Origin of the sequence: Saliniradius amylolyticus (assembly GCF_003143555.1) — a bacterium.
In the GTDB taxonomy this organism is placed as follows: domain Bacteria; phylum Pseudomonadota; class Gammaproteobacteria; order Enterobacterales; family Alteromonadaceae; genus Saliniradius; species Saliniradius amylolyticus.
The window spans coordinates 1057983-1072970 of sequence record NZ_CP029347.1; the positions used below are offsets into that span (position 1 = coordinate 1057983).

At 53.0% G+C, this 14988-nt stretch carries 16 protein-coding genes; 11 read left to right on the forward strand and 5 right to left on the reverse strand.

The features are described from left to right. Window positions 1–40: 40 nt before the first annotated feature. Window positions 41–925, reverse strand: coding sequence for a 4-(cytidine 5'-diphospho)-2-C-methyl-D-erythritol kinase (ispE, locus tag HMF8227_RS05025; RefSeq protein ID WP_420820552.1), 885 nt, complete (start codon window positions 923–925; stop codon window positions 41–43). Continuing rightward, window positions 915–1511, reverse strand: coding sequence for a lipoprotein insertase outer membrane protein LolB (gene lolB, locus HMF8227_RS05030; protein ID WP_109339138.1), 597 nt, complete (start codon window positions 1509–1511; stop codon window positions 915–917). Before lolB ends, ispE begins: the two co-directional genes overlap by 11 nt. 129 nt (window positions 1512–1640) lie before the next feature. On the opposite strand from lolB, the gene hemA reads away from it, so the two are divergent. From hemA to kdsA, 7 genes are all read left to right on the forward strand, one after another. Further along, window positions 1641–2903, forward strand: a complete 1263-nt coding sequence (gene hemA, locus HMF8227_RS05035; RefSeq protein ID WP_109339139.1) for a glutamyl-tRNA reductase — start codon at window positions 1641–1643, stop codon at window positions 2901–2903. 38 nt (window positions 2904–2941) lie between these two features. Beyond that, the gene (gene prfA, locus HMF8227_RS05040) at window positions 2942–4033 is read left to right on the forward strand and encodes a peptide chain release factor 1 (RefSeq protein ID WP_109339140.1); all 1092 of its coding nucleotides are present in this window, start codon (window positions 2942–2944) and stop codon (window positions 4031–4033) included. Beyond that, entirely contained in the window at window positions 4020–4865 is an 846-nt protein-coding gene (prmC, locus tag HMF8227_RS05045; RefSeq protein WP_109339141.1) for a peptide chain release factor N(5)-glutamine methyltransferase, read from the forward strand. Before prfA ends, prmC begins: the two co-directional genes overlap by 14 nt. Before the next feature lie 60 nt (window positions 4866–4925). Further along, the gene (locus HMF8227_RS05050; protein ID WP_109339142.1) at window positions 4926–5894 is read left to right on the forward strand and encodes a DUF3369 domain-containing protein; all 969 of its coding nucleotides are present in this window, start codon (window positions 4926–4928) and stop codon (window positions 5892–5894) included. 84 nt (window positions 5895–5978) lie between these two features. Continuing rightward, entirely contained in the window at window positions 5979–6356 is a 378-nt protein-coding gene (locus HMF8227_RS05055) for a SirB2 family protein (RefSeq protein ID WP_109339143.1), read from the forward strand. Window positions 6357–6448: 92 nt separating this feature from the next. Continuing rightward, window positions 6449–7696: a DUF819 family protein gene (locus HMF8227_RS05060; protein WP_109341017.1), complete on the forward strand. Its 1248-nt coding sequence runs from the start codon at window positions 6449–6451 to the stop codon at window positions 7694–7696. Between the two features lie 3 nt (window positions 7697–7699). After that, the gene (kdsA, locus tag HMF8227_RS05065; protein ID WP_109339144.1) at window positions 7700–8554 is read left to right on the forward strand and encodes a 3-deoxy-8-phosphooctulonate synthase; all 855 of its coding nucleotides are present in this window, start codon (window positions 7700–7702) and stop codon (window positions 8552–8554) included. A gap of 140 nt (window positions 8555–8694) precedes the next feature. Here kdsA and HMF8227_RS05070 read toward each other — a convergent pair whose 3' ends face one another. Beyond that, the gene (locus tag HMF8227_RS05070; RefSeq protein WP_162558500.1) at window positions 8695–8958 is read right to left on the reverse strand and encodes a hypothetical protein; all 264 of its coding nucleotides are present in this window, start codon (window positions 8956–8958) and stop codon (window positions 8695–8697) included. Window positions 8959–9152: 194 nt separating this feature from the next. Between HMF8227_RS05070 and HMF8227_RS05075 the strand changes: the two genes are divergently transcribed. Genes HMF8227_RS05075 through rlmM form a run of 4 tightly spaced genes read left to right on the forward strand, consistent with a single transcriptional unit; the run spans window position 9153 to window position 12088 of the window. Further along, the gene (locus HMF8227_RS05075) at window positions 9153–10064 is read left to right on the forward strand and encodes a transcriptional regulator GcvA (protein ID WP_109341018.1); all 912 of its coding nucleotides are present in this window, start codon (window positions 9153–9155) and stop codon (window positions 10062–10064) included. Beyond that, window positions 10054–10659: an alpha/beta family hydrolase gene (locus HMF8227_RS05080; RefSeq protein ID WP_420820519.1), complete on the forward strand. Its 606-nt coding sequence runs from the start codon at window positions 10054–10056 to the stop codon at window positions 10657–10659. The genes HMF8227_RS05075 and HMF8227_RS05080 overlap by 11 nt, the downstream gene beginning before the upstream one ends. Continuing rightward, the gene (locus tag HMF8227_RS05085) at window positions 10656–11030 is read left to right on the forward strand and encodes a DUF423 domain-containing protein (protein WP_109339147.1); all 375 of its coding nucleotides are present in this window, start codon (window positions 10656–10658) and stop codon (window positions 11028–11030) included. The genes HMF8227_RS05080 and HMF8227_RS05085 overlap by 4 nt, the downstream gene beginning before the upstream one ends. Then, entirely contained in the window at window positions 11030–12088 is a 1059-nt protein-coding gene (gene rlmM / locus HMF8227_RS05090) for a 23S rRNA (cytidine(2498)-2'-O)-methyltransferase RlmM (RefSeq protein ID WP_109339148.1), read from the forward strand. The genes HMF8227_RS05085 and rlmM overlap by 1 nt, the downstream gene beginning before the upstream one ends. Here the strand turns inward: rlmM and HMF8227_RS05095 are convergent. Beyond that, complete coding sequence (locus HMF8227_RS05095) at window positions 12070–14046, reverse strand: transglutaminase TgpA family protein (protein WP_109339149.1); 1977 nt, start codon at window positions 14044–14046, stop codon at window positions 12070–12072. The genes rlmM and HMF8227_RS05095 overlap by 19 nt on opposite strands. Continuing rightward, the gene (locus HMF8227_RS05100) at window positions 14024–14986 is read right to left on the reverse strand and encodes a DUF58 domain-containing protein (protein ID WP_109339150.1); all 963 of its coding nucleotides are present in this window, start codon (window positions 14984–14986) and stop codon (window positions 14024–14026) included. The genes HMF8227_RS05095 and HMF8227_RS05100 overlap by 23 nt, the downstream gene beginning before the upstream one ends. Window positions 14987–14988: the final 2 nt, after the last annotated feature.

Here is a 14988-nt window from a genome sequence, read left to right on the forward strand (position 1 = left end):
ACGGTCGGAATTTACGCTTGCTATCTGCCATACAATCAACTTATTGAGTGCGCGAGTCACTCTGAACTCTTGAGTCTGTTAATTGTTGTAGCAGGCGAATCAGCGGTGAGCAATTCACCCCTTTCGCAATAAATCCGCGCGTCGACGCTGGCAGACTCTGTAACGCCTGTTCTGCCTGGTCTCGGCGGGGGAATACAGCAAAAACGCTCGCCCCGGTTCCCGTCATCCGAGATGGCGCGTATTCTAGCAACGCCTGTAACGCCTTTGCAACAAGTGGATGGCGCTGACAGACCAATTCCTGACAGTCGTTATGGGTGTCTTCAAAATGATAGTGCTCCGGAGCGATGGGTTGGGTGTTACGGGGAAGCTGTGGATGACCAAACACCTCGGCGGTGCTGATATGCACATCTGGCGTGACCACTAAATAATACCGTTCCGGTTGTGGCAGGGCTTTGAGTTGTTCACCTACACCATCGGCAAAGGCGGTCTGGCCGTGCACAAACACAGGAACGTCCGCGCCCAGTTGTAAGCCCAGTTCGGCCAGTTGGTCAGTGGTCAGATTTAGCTGCCAGTAATAGTTAAGCGCCACCAAGGTCGTAGCGGCATTGGACGAACCTCCACCGATGCCACCGCCCATGGGCAGCGTTTTGTGCAACCAAATGCGTGCGCCCTGGGAGGTCTGTGCGTATTGCTGCAATAGCTTCGCGGCCCTTACGATAAGGTTGTCTTCGTTGGGCACACCGGCAATCGAGGTTTCTAAGCTAATCTGTCCCGAGTTGTCGGCGGAAAATTGCAACGAGTCACCGTAATCCAGCATTTGAAACAGGCTTTGTAACTGGTGATAACCATCGCTGCGGCGTCCGAGGATATGCAGAAATAAATTCAGTTTGGCTGGCGCTGGCCATCGGGTGAGCTTAGAGGGCATGGTTGTCATCGATCGGTTGCCATTGGTTGATGCGAATCTTAATCAGGTGGTTCTGGTGGGTCAGGCGCAGGCTGTAAGGTAGAACATAGTCGCCCAACTGACGATAATCATCGTAGGTTACCTGCCAGTCTGTGGACGACTGCAGGCGTTGCAGTAAGCCATTGTCGCTAATCTGGCGCTCGATGGCACCCATGCTACTGCCTTTGATCCAATGGGGTAGCTGCTCTACCGGGATCGGCCAGCCGGTCAGGTTTTCCAACAGCGTCCCGGCATGGCGATGTCGATATGTCTGCTCGTCCAGGGTTAACGCTACCGATTTCCCCCGGCGCTGCATATCCATCAGTGAGGTACCAATGAACGTAGAGAGGCGGAATCGGTAATCCGGCCCCCATTGCTGCCAATTCAGGTTAGCACTGAAGCGCTCCTCTGGGCCTCGATAGGCCAGTTTGCCGCTCAGCGACCAGTGAGTCAGTGCGTTCAAACGCTGCTGATGTCGCTCGGCATCTACGCTGCCGCTGTGTTTGGGCGGTGGTGTGGCGCAGGCGCTCAGCAGTAAGGCAAATAGAAATGGCAGCAGGTACTTCATGGAACACCATCGTTAAAGGAATGGTTTATAAGACCACATTCGGTCGTGTGCTTTCAATAGTGAGGGCTTTTGCGTACAATGCTGAGCCCTTAGTGACAACTGCTCAGCGCCCAATCTGTACAAAACTCCATGGCTTTTATTGCATTCGGTATCAATCATAACACCGCACCGGTTGAAGTGCGGGAGAAGGTGGCGTTTTCCACCGACAGTTTGTTTGATGCCTTCGAACAGCTCAAGGGTCAGTTAGGCAGCCAGGAAGCGGTGATTCTATCAACGTGCAATCGTACCGAAGTGTACCTGGACGCCGAGACTGAGTTGCAGTCGGCGCTCTGTGACTGGCTGGCCGAGTTCCATCAGGTGGATTGCGAGCAGCTGAAAGCCGCCAGTTACGTGCGTAGCGACGAGCAAGCCATTCGCCATCTGATGCGTGTGGCCAGTGGCCTGGACTCGCTGGTGTTGGGCGAGCCCCAGATTCTGGGGCAGGTAAAGCAGGCATACACCAGTGCCAAGCATGGCGGCATGATCGGCTCGCGCTTCGAGCGTTTATTTCAACACACTTTTTCGGTGGCCAAGAAGGTTCGCAGCGAGACAGACATTGGTGCCAATGCGGTGTCGGTGGCCTTTGCCTCAGTACAATTGGCGCGACATATTTTCTCGGACCTGGGGCGCTGTCGGGTGTTGTTGATTGGGGCCGGTGAAACCATCGAACTGGTTGCCCGGCACCTTTACGAAGCGGGGGTGCGCCAACTGAGTGTCGCAAACCGAACCCTAGCCCGGGGCCAGCTGCTGGCTGAGTCTCTGGGGGCAGAGGTATTGACGCTCAGCCAGATCCCGGAGCATATTGGCGAGGCGGATATTGTGATCAGCTCCACCGCCAGTCAGTTGCCTATTGTCGGTAAAGGCGTGGTCGAACGGGCCTTAAAGCAGCGTCGTCATCAGCCTATGTTGCTGGTGGATTTGGCGGTGCCCCGGGATATTGAGGCTGAAGTCGCTGAGTTGGATGACGCGTACTTATATACCGTCGACGATTTACAGCAAATCGTGGAGAAGAACCTGTCCAATCGGCAGTCGGCGGCCGCCGATGCCGAACGTTTTATCGATTTGGGCGTGAGTCAGTTTAGCCAGTGGCTGGAGAGCCAGTCGTCGGTGGAAACGGTGCGCCGTTATCGGCAGAACAGCGAGAGCATCAAACAAAAATGGCAGCAGCGCGCCCTCAAGCAGCTGCAGGAAGGTAAGTCACCGGAGACGGTGATCGAAGAGCTGGCAAATAAATTAACCAAGAGCTTAGCGCACGGACCGACAAAGGCGATTATGCAAGCGGCGGCCAATCAGGATGAACGCAGTCTGCAATTGTTGCAAAACATACTGGCTGAGTCGCGAGATAACAGCTGATTCGCCCACAAGCGGCGCACGCTAACCACAGGAAACCTATGAAAGAGTCTGTATTACGTAAGTTGGAGTCCCTGATCGAGCGCTTTGAAGAAGTGCAGGCCTTGCTGGGCGACCCGGAAGTGATCGGTGATCAAAACAGGTTCCGGGCCTTATCGAAGGAGTTTTCGCAGCTGGAGGAAATTGTCGGCTGCTTCCGGGCCTATCAACAGGCGCAGGAAAACCAGCAAAGTGCTGAGGAAATGCTGACCGAGGATGACGAGGATATGAAGGCCATGGCCGAGGAAGAGATTACCGAGGCCAAGGCGCAGATCGAGCAGTTGGAGCAAGACCTGCAAATCTTACTGCTGCCGAAGGATCCCAGTGACGACTGTAACTGTTTCTTAGAAATTCGAGCCGGTGCCGGCGGCGATGAGGCGGCCATTTTTGCCGGCGACCTGTTCCGCATGTACAGCCGTTATGCCGAACAGCAGGGCTGGCGGATAGAGGTGGTCAGTGCCAATGAAGGTGAACACGGTGGCTATAAAGAGGTCATTGCCAATGTGATTGGCGACGGCGCCTATGGCGTGATGAAGTTTGAATCTGGCGGCCACCGGGTACAGCGGGTTCCGGAAACCGAGTCTCAGGGACGCATTCATACCTCGGCCTGTACGGTGGCAGTGTTACCGGAATTACCGGAGTCCGAAGCTATTGAAATTAACTCAGCAGATCTGAGAGTGGATACCTTCCGTGCCAGTGGTGCGGGTGGTCAGCACGTGAATAAAACCGACTCGGCCATTCGTCTGACCCATATACCCACCGGCGTGGTGGTGGAATGTCAGGATGAGCGGTCTCAGCATAAGAACCGAGCCAAAGCCATGTCGGTGTTACAGGCCCGCTTGAACCAGATGGAACAGGATAAGCGTAATGCGGAAGAAGCCAGTACCCGCCGTGATCTGGTGGGCAGCGGTGATCGCTCCGAGCGAATCCGTACCTACAATTTCCCTCAGGGACGGGTTACCGACCATCGCATTAACCTGACGTTGTATAAGTTGGATGAAGTTGTGGGAGGTGACCTGGAAGCCATCATGGGCCCGATTCGTCAGGAGCATCAGGCCGACTTGCTGGCGTCACTGGCCGATGAACAACGCTGAGTCTCCCAGTATTGAAGCCGCGCTCGCCTGGGCGCGGAAAACGTTAAGCCAGTCTGACAGCGGAGCTCTGGATAGCCGGGTCCTGCTGTGTCATTGTCTGGGAAAGGGACTGAGTTATCTGATGACCTGGCCCGACAAGGCCTTAACCGATTCGCAGTGGCAGGACTTTCAGACTTTGGTTTGCCGGCGAGCCTCCGGTGAACCCGTTGCTTATCTTACCGGCCATCGCGAATTCTGGGACCTGGACTTACAGGTCAGCCCCGATACTCTGATTCCCCGCCCGGAAACTGAACATTTGGTAGAGGCGGCACTGGAGAATACCCCAAAAACGTCCCGCAAGGTGCTGGATCTCGGCACCGGCACCGGTGCTGTTGCCTTGGCATTGGCGAAAGAGCGGCCTGCCTGGCAAGTGCTGGGGGTGGATTACCAGAGTAAAATCATTGAGCTGGCCGCAAGCAATGCGCGACGCAATGGCATTAATAATGTCCGCTTTCAGGTCAGTGACTGGTTTCAGCAACTGTCTGACACCTCGTTCGATCTGATTGTCAGTAATCCGCCCTATATTGATGACGAGGACCACTGGCTGGCGCAAGGCGATGTGCGTTTTGAGCCACGCAGTGCCTTAGTGTCTGGCAACCAGGGACTGGCGGATATTGAGGCGATTGCCAGTCAGTCGGGTGGTTATTTGTCGCAAGACGGGTTACTGATATTTGAACATGGTTACCAACAAGGACCACAGGTGCGTGCTATTTTGATCCGGCAGGGCTTTAGCCGGGTAACTACTTTGTCGGACTTGGCGGGTCTTGAAAGGATAACCCTGGGCTATCGATAAATTGTCGCGTAAAGCTGGCTCTATGCTAAGGTAAAGTTGGATTTAGGGGGAGAAGTGTCAATGTCGGATGACTTACTGTTTGTCGATGAGACCGAGGACGATCTGATCACCGAGCGGATCAACTGGAAGGTGTTGATCGTGGATGACGAGCCTGAGGTGCATGCGGTGACCAAGCTTGCTCTCAGTGATCTGGTCTTCCAGGATAAAGGGCTGGAGTTTATCAGCGCCTACAGCGGTGCTGAGGCCAGAGATATGTTCGAGCAGCATTCGGATATTGCCATCGTTCTGCTTGATGTGGTGATGGAAACGGACGATGCCGGTTTGCTGGTGGCAGATTATGTTCGCAATCAACTGGATAACCACTTCACCCGCATTATTCTCCGTACCGGCCAGCCCGGGCAAGCACCGGAGAGGGATGTCATCATTAATTACGACATCAACGACTACAAATCCAAGACGGAACTCACCTCACAAAAACTGTTCACCGTGGTCATTTCGGCGCTGCGTTCGTTTCAGGACATTATGGTGATTGAGGAAAGTCGGCGCGGGCTTGAGAAAATTCTGCAAGCCACGGCGGACCTCTTTAATGCCCAGTCTCTGGAGACCTTTATCGACGGTGTAATTCAACAGCTTACCTCTATCTTAGGCGGGGCTCAGGCCGCCTATATCACCTCTGCTGTGGCCGGCCCCGAGCCCATTGATGCGGGTGCGGAAGTGCCGGAAGAGCTCTATGTGCTTAGAGGACAGGGAGACTACGCACAGCACGAAGGGCGTGCGTTACGGGAGCTGCTGGATAAACACCAGTATCAAGCCTGTAAGAAAGCTTACCAGAACCAGGAAGTTATCTATGATGCCAATTATCTGGTGGCATATTGCGAGAGTAAGTCCACCTCAGGGGCGCTACTGTATCTGTCCGGTTTGCCCCATCAACTGAGTGCCTCCGATCAAAAGCTGTTGGATATGTTTTGCCAGAATATCCAGATGGCCTTCGATAATGTTTTATTAAACCGTAAGATGAAACAGGACTGACAGCAATCCTCAAGGGATAAAAGGGCTCGACCTTCCGGGCCTGAGACAGTAAAGTGAGCGGCAAAAACAACAATAGGATTGTGCATGTATTTTGCCCTGAAACACTTTCATCAAACCATGGTCGCCCTGACAGTGGCCCTCTTTGTACTGCGTTTCTATTGGTTGCATCGCCACCCGGCCATGTTAGGTAAAAAATGGGTCAAGGTGGTGCCTCATGTGATCGATACCCTCTTGTTGCTGAGTGCAGCGGGACTTTGCGTGCTGATTCAACAGTACCCTTTTGTTCACGATTGGGTAACTGAAAAATTGATGGCCGTATTGCTCTACATCCTGTTGGCTTTTGTTGCCCTCAAAATTGGCCGCACCACTTTTATCCGCTGGGTGGGGTTCCTGGGTGCCATTAGCTGGCTGTTGTTTGCGGCCAAAGTGGCCATCATTAAGCAGCCACTGCTGTTCTCCTGAACGCCGCTTACCTTAAGGCATAATGGTTACTTTGAGTTTATTTTTTCATGCCGGGGAGTTCCTCGGCCTTACTTATCATTGAGGTTGTACTTATGACGCATTCGCCGTTGATTACGAATGACGCCATTGTATTTGGCATTTTATTTGTGTTTTTAGGACTTATTTTTTACACCGCGGGTAGCCCTAACCGCTTCTTTCAGGCGTTTTATAAATATGTGCCAGCTTTGTTGCTATGCTACTTCCTACCATCGCTGTTAAACACCTTTAATATCGTTGATAGTCATGAATCACAGGCTTACTTTGTGGCATCACGGTTCTTACTGCCAGCCTGCTTGGTGTTGCTGACTCTGAGCATGGATCTGAGATCCGTCTTTAACCTTGGGCCGAAGGCGCTGATTCTGTTTTTAACCGGTACGGTGGGCATTGTTATTGGTGGACCTATCGCATTATTGATCGTGTCGTCCTTTTCGCCCGAACTGCTCGGCGGCCAGGGGCCCGACGCCGTATGGCGAGGCCTGACCACGGTGGCAGGGAGCTGGATCGGTGGAGGGGCCAACCAGGCGGCCATGAAGGAGATCTTCGAGGTCGGTGGCGGTATTTTCTCCACCATGGTGACGGTCGATATTATTGTCGCTAACCTGTGGATGGCGGTATTACTGATTATGGCTTCCAATGCTAAGAAGCTGGATGCCCGCACCGGGGCCGATACGTCCGCTATTACCGAGATGGTCGAGAAGGTCGAGCACTTTCAGCGCGAGAAGTCTCGTATCCCCACCTTGAGGGACATCGTACTGATTCTGGCTGTGGGCATGGGCGCTTGTGGATTGGCGCATGCTATTGCCGAGACCGTGCAACCCTGGATGGTGGAAAATGCACCATGGGGTCAGCAATACAGTCTGCATTCGAAGTTTTTCTGGCTTGTGGTGAGTGCGACCACCATGGGGATTGCTTTGTCCTTCAGTAAGGCACGCAACCTTGAGCAGGTAGGCGCGTCCAAGGTGGGTAGCCTGTTTGTCTATGTGCTGGTGACGACGATCGGACTGCATATGGATGTGACTAAGATTACCGAAACACCCATCTTCTTCTTAATCGGTATTATCTGGATGCTGATTCACGCTGGGTTGATGCTTGGCGTGGCGAAGCTTCTAAGAGCTCCGGTTTTTTACATGGCAGTGGGTAGCCAGGCTAATGTGGGCGGGGCGGCGTCGGCACCTGTGGTGGCGGCAGCTTTCCATCCATCCTTAGCACCGGTTGGGGTTCTACTGGCGGTGATGGGCTATGCTCTGGGTACTTATATGGCCTATTTCTGCGGTGTGATTCTTCAAGGTGTGGCGGGGTAACGAATGAACAATTTAAATAGTATCCCTTTGGGACCGATTACCATCGCTAATGACCAGCCCTTTGTGCTGTTTGGAGGGATGAATGTGCTGGAGTCTCGGGATCTGGCGTTGCGAATTGCCGAGCATTATAAGGAAGTGACCACGAGGCTGGACATTCCCTATGTGTTTAAGGCCTCTTTCGATAAAGCCAATCGCTCCTCAATGCATTCCTACCGCGGACCGGGGATGGAGGCGGGGCTGAAGATCTTCGAAGAGATCAAGGCTCAGTTTGATGTGCCCGTTATCACCGATGTCCATGAGCCCTATCAGGCGGCCCCGGTAGCCGAGGTGGTAGATGTGATTCAGTTGCCCGCTTTCTTGGCTCGTCAGACCGACCTGGTGGTTGCCATGGCCCAAACGGGCGCTGTCGTAAATGTGAAAAAGCCCCAGTTTCTGGCGGCTCACGAGATGCGCCACATTATTAACAAGTTTCTGGAAGCGGGTAACGATCGTATCCTGCTGTGTGAGCGTGGCAGCTGTTTCGGTTATAACAATCTAGTGGTGGATATGCTGGGTATGGATGAGATGAAGCATCTGGCCCCGGTGGTCTTCGATGCGACCCATGCTTTACAAAAGCCCGGGGGGCGCAGTGATTCTGCCGATGGGCGTCGTGCTCAGGCGGCCGAGTTGGCGCGCTCAGGGATGGCGCTGGGGTTAGCAGGGTTGTTTATTGAAGCACATCCTGATCCCAATCAGGCCAAGTGTGACGGCCCATGCGCTTTACCTCTGGATAAGCTGGAAGGCTATTTAACCCAAATGAAGGCAGTGGATGAATTGGTGAAGTCTTTTGCTCCGCTGGATACCAGCGCACAGACTTGATACCGGAGTGATAGCGAATCCTGCCGAGGGTGGTCCGTGGACCACCCTTTTTTATAGCCAAATTCTGGCTATACGACGGGATTGCAGATGGGGGAGGGTTACTTCTCTCAGCCGAAGCCGATAAGAGAGAGGCTCCTATCCTAGTCTGCTAGTACGCGGCGCTCAGAGTTCTTGCTCTTGGGCTGACGGGCAACCAGTGAGGCTTTGTTCAACTCTGGTGCCAGATCATTTTTAGCGACTTGCTGAGTGTTCGGCAGCTCGGCCTTCATTTGTTGCAGTACTGACTGCACTTCACTGTTGAGCTGCTGTTGCAGCCACTGAGCGTTACGGATGTCATCGGCCCAACTCAAAGAGCTAACCATCAGGGTTAATGTGGCGATAGTACCTTTAGTGATCATTTTCATCTGCAAACCTATTAAGTTAATCTAATGTAAAAGTTGTGTGTTTTTGTGTCTTAACTCAATTTAACAAGTTTGTAACTTTATAAAAATAAATGAGTTTTTTATAAGACGGTGAAAATATATACGAATGAGTGACAAGGTTAAATTGATAAAATATAATATTTGCCATTAGAAAAACTTATTAAATGGTCATTTTAATGTCACGAAGATTACCGCCCTTAAACGCGCTTAAATCCTTTGAAGCCGCAGCGCGTCACCTGAGCTTTACCCGAGCCGCTGATGAGCTATTTGTGACCCAGGCCGCAGTCAGCCATCAGATTAAGGCATTAGAAGAATTTCTCGGCTTTAAACTATTTCTCCGCAAGAACCGCACCTTGCTGTTGACCGAGGAAGGGCAGGCGTACTATCTGGCCATTAAAGATATTTTCATTGCCTTACAGGATGCAACGCAAAAGCTTCTGGCTCGAGGAGCTACGGGGGCGATCACTGTGGCATTGCCGCCAAGCTTTGCCACCCAATGGCTGGTGCCCAGAATTCATAAATTCACCCAGCAGTATCCGGATATTGATGTGCGTATTAAGGCGGTGGATTTCGATGAAGGCCATCTGACGGATGATGTGGATGTGGCAGTCTATTATGGGCGCGGCAAGTGGTCCGGGTTGCATGCCGATAAACTGCATACCGAATATCTGACCCCGATGTGTTCGCCGCTGCTGTTTCAATCGGGTAAGCCGCTGGAAACACTGGATGACCTCAAATACCATACCCTGTTGCACGATTCTTCCCGGGAAGCCTGGCAGCGCTGGATCAAACACTTTAACGTACTGGGCATGAATGTAAGTCAGGGGCCTATCTTCAGTCATTCCATGTTAGTGCAACAGGCGGCGGCTATCGGTCAGGGTATCGCGTTGGGGCACAGTGTGCTGGCGCGGCCAGACATACAGGCCGGACGGTTAGTGTGTCCCTTTGAGGAAAAATTAATCACTAAAAGTGCCTATTATCTGGTGTGTAATGAATCTCAGGCAGAATTAGGTAAGATCGCCACTTTCCGTGACTGGGTATTGGCAGAGGTAAAAGCCGAGCAAGAGGATGAAGATTTTGAGCATTAAGGCAAAACTGATTTTGGCCCACGGTGCCGGGGCTGGTATGGAGTCGGATTTTATGCGCCAGATGGACGACTTATTGAAAGAACGCGGCATTGAGGTGCAGCGGTTTAATTTTCCTTACATGCAAAAAGCGCTTGAAGAGAACAAAAAGCGCCCGCCCAATCCCATGCCGAAACTTATCGAGGCGTTCGAGCAGCAAGTCAGTGGGGCTGGTGGCGAGTTGCCACTATTTGTCGGCGGCAAGTCCATGGGCGCAAGGGTGGCGCTGAGTATTTGCCATTTATCGCCAGTCAGAGGAGCGATTGCACTGGGTTACCCTCTGCATCCACCGGGTAAGCCGGAAAAACTGCGTTTGGAGCCTCTGCAGCAGGCTGACAAGCCCGTGCTGATCGTGCAGGGCGAGCGCGATACCTTTGGAAATCGGGAAGACTGGCAAAATATTGAGCTTGAAGCTCACCTCACCCTGAGTTTTCTGGCCGATGGTGATCACAGTCTCAAACCCCGTAAGCGCTCTGGTTATGATTACGACACCCATATGGCGTCTGCGGCCGATTGTATCAGCGGTTTTATTAACCAACAGTTAGGAAATGAATCATGAAGTGGTTACTGGTTATGGCCGCGTTTTTTGGCTTAAGCGGCGTCGTTCTCGGGGCCTTTGGAGCCCATGGCCTGAAGGGACGTTTGACCGAGTCTCTGTTAAGTGCGTTTGAAACCGGAGTTCAATATCAGTTTTATCACGCTCTGGCACTACTGGCGTTAGTGTTACTGTATCGCTTTCAGCCCAGTGAATTGCTGATCTACAGCGGTTGGACCATGGTGGCTGGTGTGTTGCTGTTTAGTGGCAGTCTGTACTTACTGTCTCTGACCGGCATGAAGTGGCTCGGGCCGGTTACGCCGGTTGGCGGAATCTTGTTGATTACCGGCTGGCTTCTGCTGATGGTTACGGCCGTGAAAGAGGCGATGAGCTGATGTCGGGGTACATGGCCTATTGCCGCGCTGGCTTTGAAGGTGAACTGGTCAAGGAGCTTCAACAGGAGGCCAGCGCTGCCGGTGTGCTGGGCTATGCCCAGACCCAAAAAGACGGTGGGTTAGTGCATTATCAGGCAGTGGATAACAGTTCCATGCAGAGCCAGCTCCAGTCGTTATCGGTACATCGGCTCGTATTTGCCCGTCAGTTGTGGGTGCACTGGCAGACACTGGATGAACTGGATGTGAGTGATCGTATCAGTCCTATTCTGGCGGCCTGCGAAGGGCTACCGGTATGTGGGGAGCTGCGAGTGGAATATCCGGACACTACTGAAGGCCGTGAATTATCCCGTTTCTGTCGTAAGTTCACCGTGCCGCTGCGCCAAGCCTTGAGGGGCAAAGGTGTGTTAACTAAAAAGGAACAGGCCAGCAAGCCGGTACTCTTTGCCTTTTTTACTCACAGCCGTCAGGTCCATCTGGGGGTTGGTTTGCCGGAGAATATTTCACCCGAGCCACTGGGCATTTTACGACTGAAGTCACCGTCGGAAGCCCCCAGTCGCTCTACGTTGAAACTGGATGAAGCTCTGCAGCTGTTTTTAACCAGTGCTGAACGCGATCAGCGCCTGCAACCGGGCATGCATGGGGTGGATCTGGGTGCCTGCCCGGGGGGATGGACGTATCAACTGGTGCGTCGAGGTATTTTTGTCCAGGCGGTGGATAATGGCGCCATGGCCGATAGCTTGATGGAAACAGGCTTAGTGCAGCATTACTCTGCCGATGGTTTCAAATACGAGCCACGCAAAAAGCCGGTGAACTGGTTGGTGTGTGACATGGTGGAAAGCCCACTGCGTGTGGCGCGCCTGATGGCTCAGTGGCTTGAGCGCCGCTGGTGTCAGGAGGCCATCTTTAACCTGAAGTTGCCAATGAAAAAGCGCTACGAGTCGGTCACAGAGGCACGCGAGCTCATTGCCGAGATCCTGGCCGGCCATGAATACCGGCTTAGCATTAAGCACTTATACCATGACCGGGAAGAGGTGACCTGTCATTTGAGTTCCCGCTGAAAGCGTCGGTAGAGCTTTTTGGCCCAGCGCGGATGACGGTAGCGGTTCTGGTATTGGCAGCGACAGTAAAGCCTGCTGAGCAGCCGAAAGGTCCGCAGTGCTCCGGGCGCTAACCGGCCATCAAGGTAATCTTGATAGGCCAATGGTCCAGCGGCTTCTGGCCGGTTAAGACCTGATTGACCCAATAGGCTGACAGCCCGGTGATAATAGTGTGCCTCTGAGGGCTCTTTACCTTTCTGGCGCCGTCCCTGCCATTGGTAGATAGCCAGTAACAGACCGATACCGGTTATGACCGACAGGCCGAACAGGCTAAGGCGGGTCAGAGTCAGTTCACCCAAGAGCTGTTGCAGCAAATCCCGCTGACGCTGGCGGTTAAAGCCGAGCACCCAGCGACTCCATTGATAGTCCAGATCGCTGAGCAACAATCGTAGTTGATTCAGTAAGGGGACAGATTTGAGCTTATACAGCGACAAAGGGGCCTCACTAAGAAAGCTTTGCTCCTGAGCCACAGCCTGCTCCAGACCAAAGTCCAGTCTTAACGGAGCGGCGATAGCAGTAGGGTCCAGCCGCTGCCAGCCGTCATCGGACAGCCATTCGACCCAGGCGTGAGCATCAAACTGATGAACGCTGATATAGCCGTCGTCGTCCACTTCACCGCCCAGGTAGCCGGTGACGACACGAGCCGGAATATCGCCGAGCCTTAGTAGGTAGGTCAGGGCGCTGGCGTAATGGGCGCAAAAGCCCGCCTGGTGTTCAAACCAGAATCGATCCATGGCATCGACCGGCATGGGTGGCGGCCTAAGCGTGTAGCGAAATGGCTGCTGACGCAGGTGATTTAACAGTGCCCTAATGTAATCAGCATTTGAAGGGTGTTTCTGGCGCAGTTCGTTGCCCCAGCGACGCAGCTTTGGATTGCCCCGGTCAGGCTTTTGTAAATTAATTCGTCGCTCCTGGTCGGGATTAAAACTCTTGGGAACTCTGTTATCCCATAGAGCCTGATACCGGAACGAGCTCTGCAAGGGCTGACGACGGCGCAGTTGGTAATCTTTGCTGTGCCAAACACCCATCGTAGTGCTTTGGGATACCCTCAGACTGTATAGCCAGGGTTGTTGAGTCGCTTCGGCGATGACCTCATAGGGCAACGCCGTGCTGCTTACAGAGGGCTTGTGATCTTCAGAAGTTGGAGTGACCGAGGCTGTCCGCGCCGGAGAGACTTGCCAGCGGTGGCCATCGAAGTGTTCCAGGGTTAAGGCCCGCCAATAGCGCTGGGAATAATCAGGAAGGGGCCCTTTGAACTCGGCGCGAAAGACAAGTTGACCAGATTGGGCCAGGTGGGCGATATCTCCGGGGGACAGGCTATCGCTAAGACCGACCTGGCTGCTGCGAGCGGCAGGCATTTTCCACAGAGGTCCTAACTGAGGTAAGGCGATAAAAAGCAGTACCATGATAGGCAGGGCCTGCAGTGTAAGAATGCCGAGTAAGCGTGCCAGACGGCGTAAGTCACTGGCCGGACAGGCGTAGAGCATTAGGCTGAAACATGTGGCTATAAGCAAGAGTGCGGTATAAATAGCTACCATCAGATCTTGGTGAAACACCAGTAGAGTGGCCAGCATAAACAGATTACTCAATGCCAGCTGGTAGACATCTCTGTCACGGTTCAGGTTTAGTAACTTCAGGGTACTGCCTAGCATCAGCAGGTTGATCATGGCCTGCAGCAGTCCTCCCGACAAACTGCTGTAGGCCAATACAATCAGACTCAGTAGGGCCAGTAAGCTGACGGTGCGCTTTTCAGGCGCACGTTTTTGCCAGCGTAGGTAAAGACTCAGCTGGATGACGACGGCACAGACAACCAGCAGCTGGACCCAGAAATACAGCGGTTGGTAGAGACCGAGCGCGGTGCCCAAAAGAATCAGGGCCAGCCCCAAGTGAGCCGGATTATTGAGCTGTGTGTTGCCCATACAGCGCCAATAATGTGAGGCAGTGATGCAGGTGTCGGGGACCCGAGTCCGGTGCTATGGCCTGCTTGCCAAGGCGTAAGCCGAAGCGTTGGTTGTGCCGGTCCAGGCTGAGGGCGCTATAGCAGAGATCGGACAAGCGTTGCTCAAGAGTATCGGGAGAGCCTGGACGTAGCTGTAACCACGTCACCTGACCTCTTGGGTCACTAAAGCTTTTGCGCATCAGTTCATGGCCTTTGGCCACCTGCTTCCAGGCGATTTGGTGTAAGGGATCTCCGGGGCGGTAGGGCTGCAGGCTCTGAAAGTCTTCATGACCCGTGGAGCCTTCATGCGCGCCACTGGCTGTATTGTCTGATGGTTGCTCCTCTCCTACAAATTGATGGCCAATTTGCGGGTATACCATGGTGTGACCAGGAAATTTAAGATGGCTCCAGCAGCGAAACAGTCCCAGTGGATATAGGCTGAACAAGGTTATTCTGGGTAATAAAAGTTGCCCTCGTCGTTGTGTCTCATAGGCGAGTGTTAAAGAGGCGCGATTTTCCATATTTGTGGACTGAAATGGAGAACCGCCCATCCAGTGTGCGACCAGGCGACCAGATTTATCAGGGCGATCATCACAGCGATTCAGTGTGACTTGTACTTGTTCACCGGCAAAACAATGATCCGGCACCTTCAGACTGAATTGTAATCCAGAGAAGTTGTTGTAACTGACAAACATAGATACCAGCATCAAGCTGATCAGGAAGTAACTCATCAGTAAGATCAGGTTATTTTGGTAATTCGTCCCCAATAAAAACAGGAGTGCACACAGAAGCAAAAATCCCAGACCAAACCTGGATGGAAAAATAAAAATATTACTCATATTCAGGGTATGAATGTTATGGCCGGGAATGCGTTTATCCAGCCAACGATGCTGCCATTGCTGCCAGAAGGATCTAAGCATGA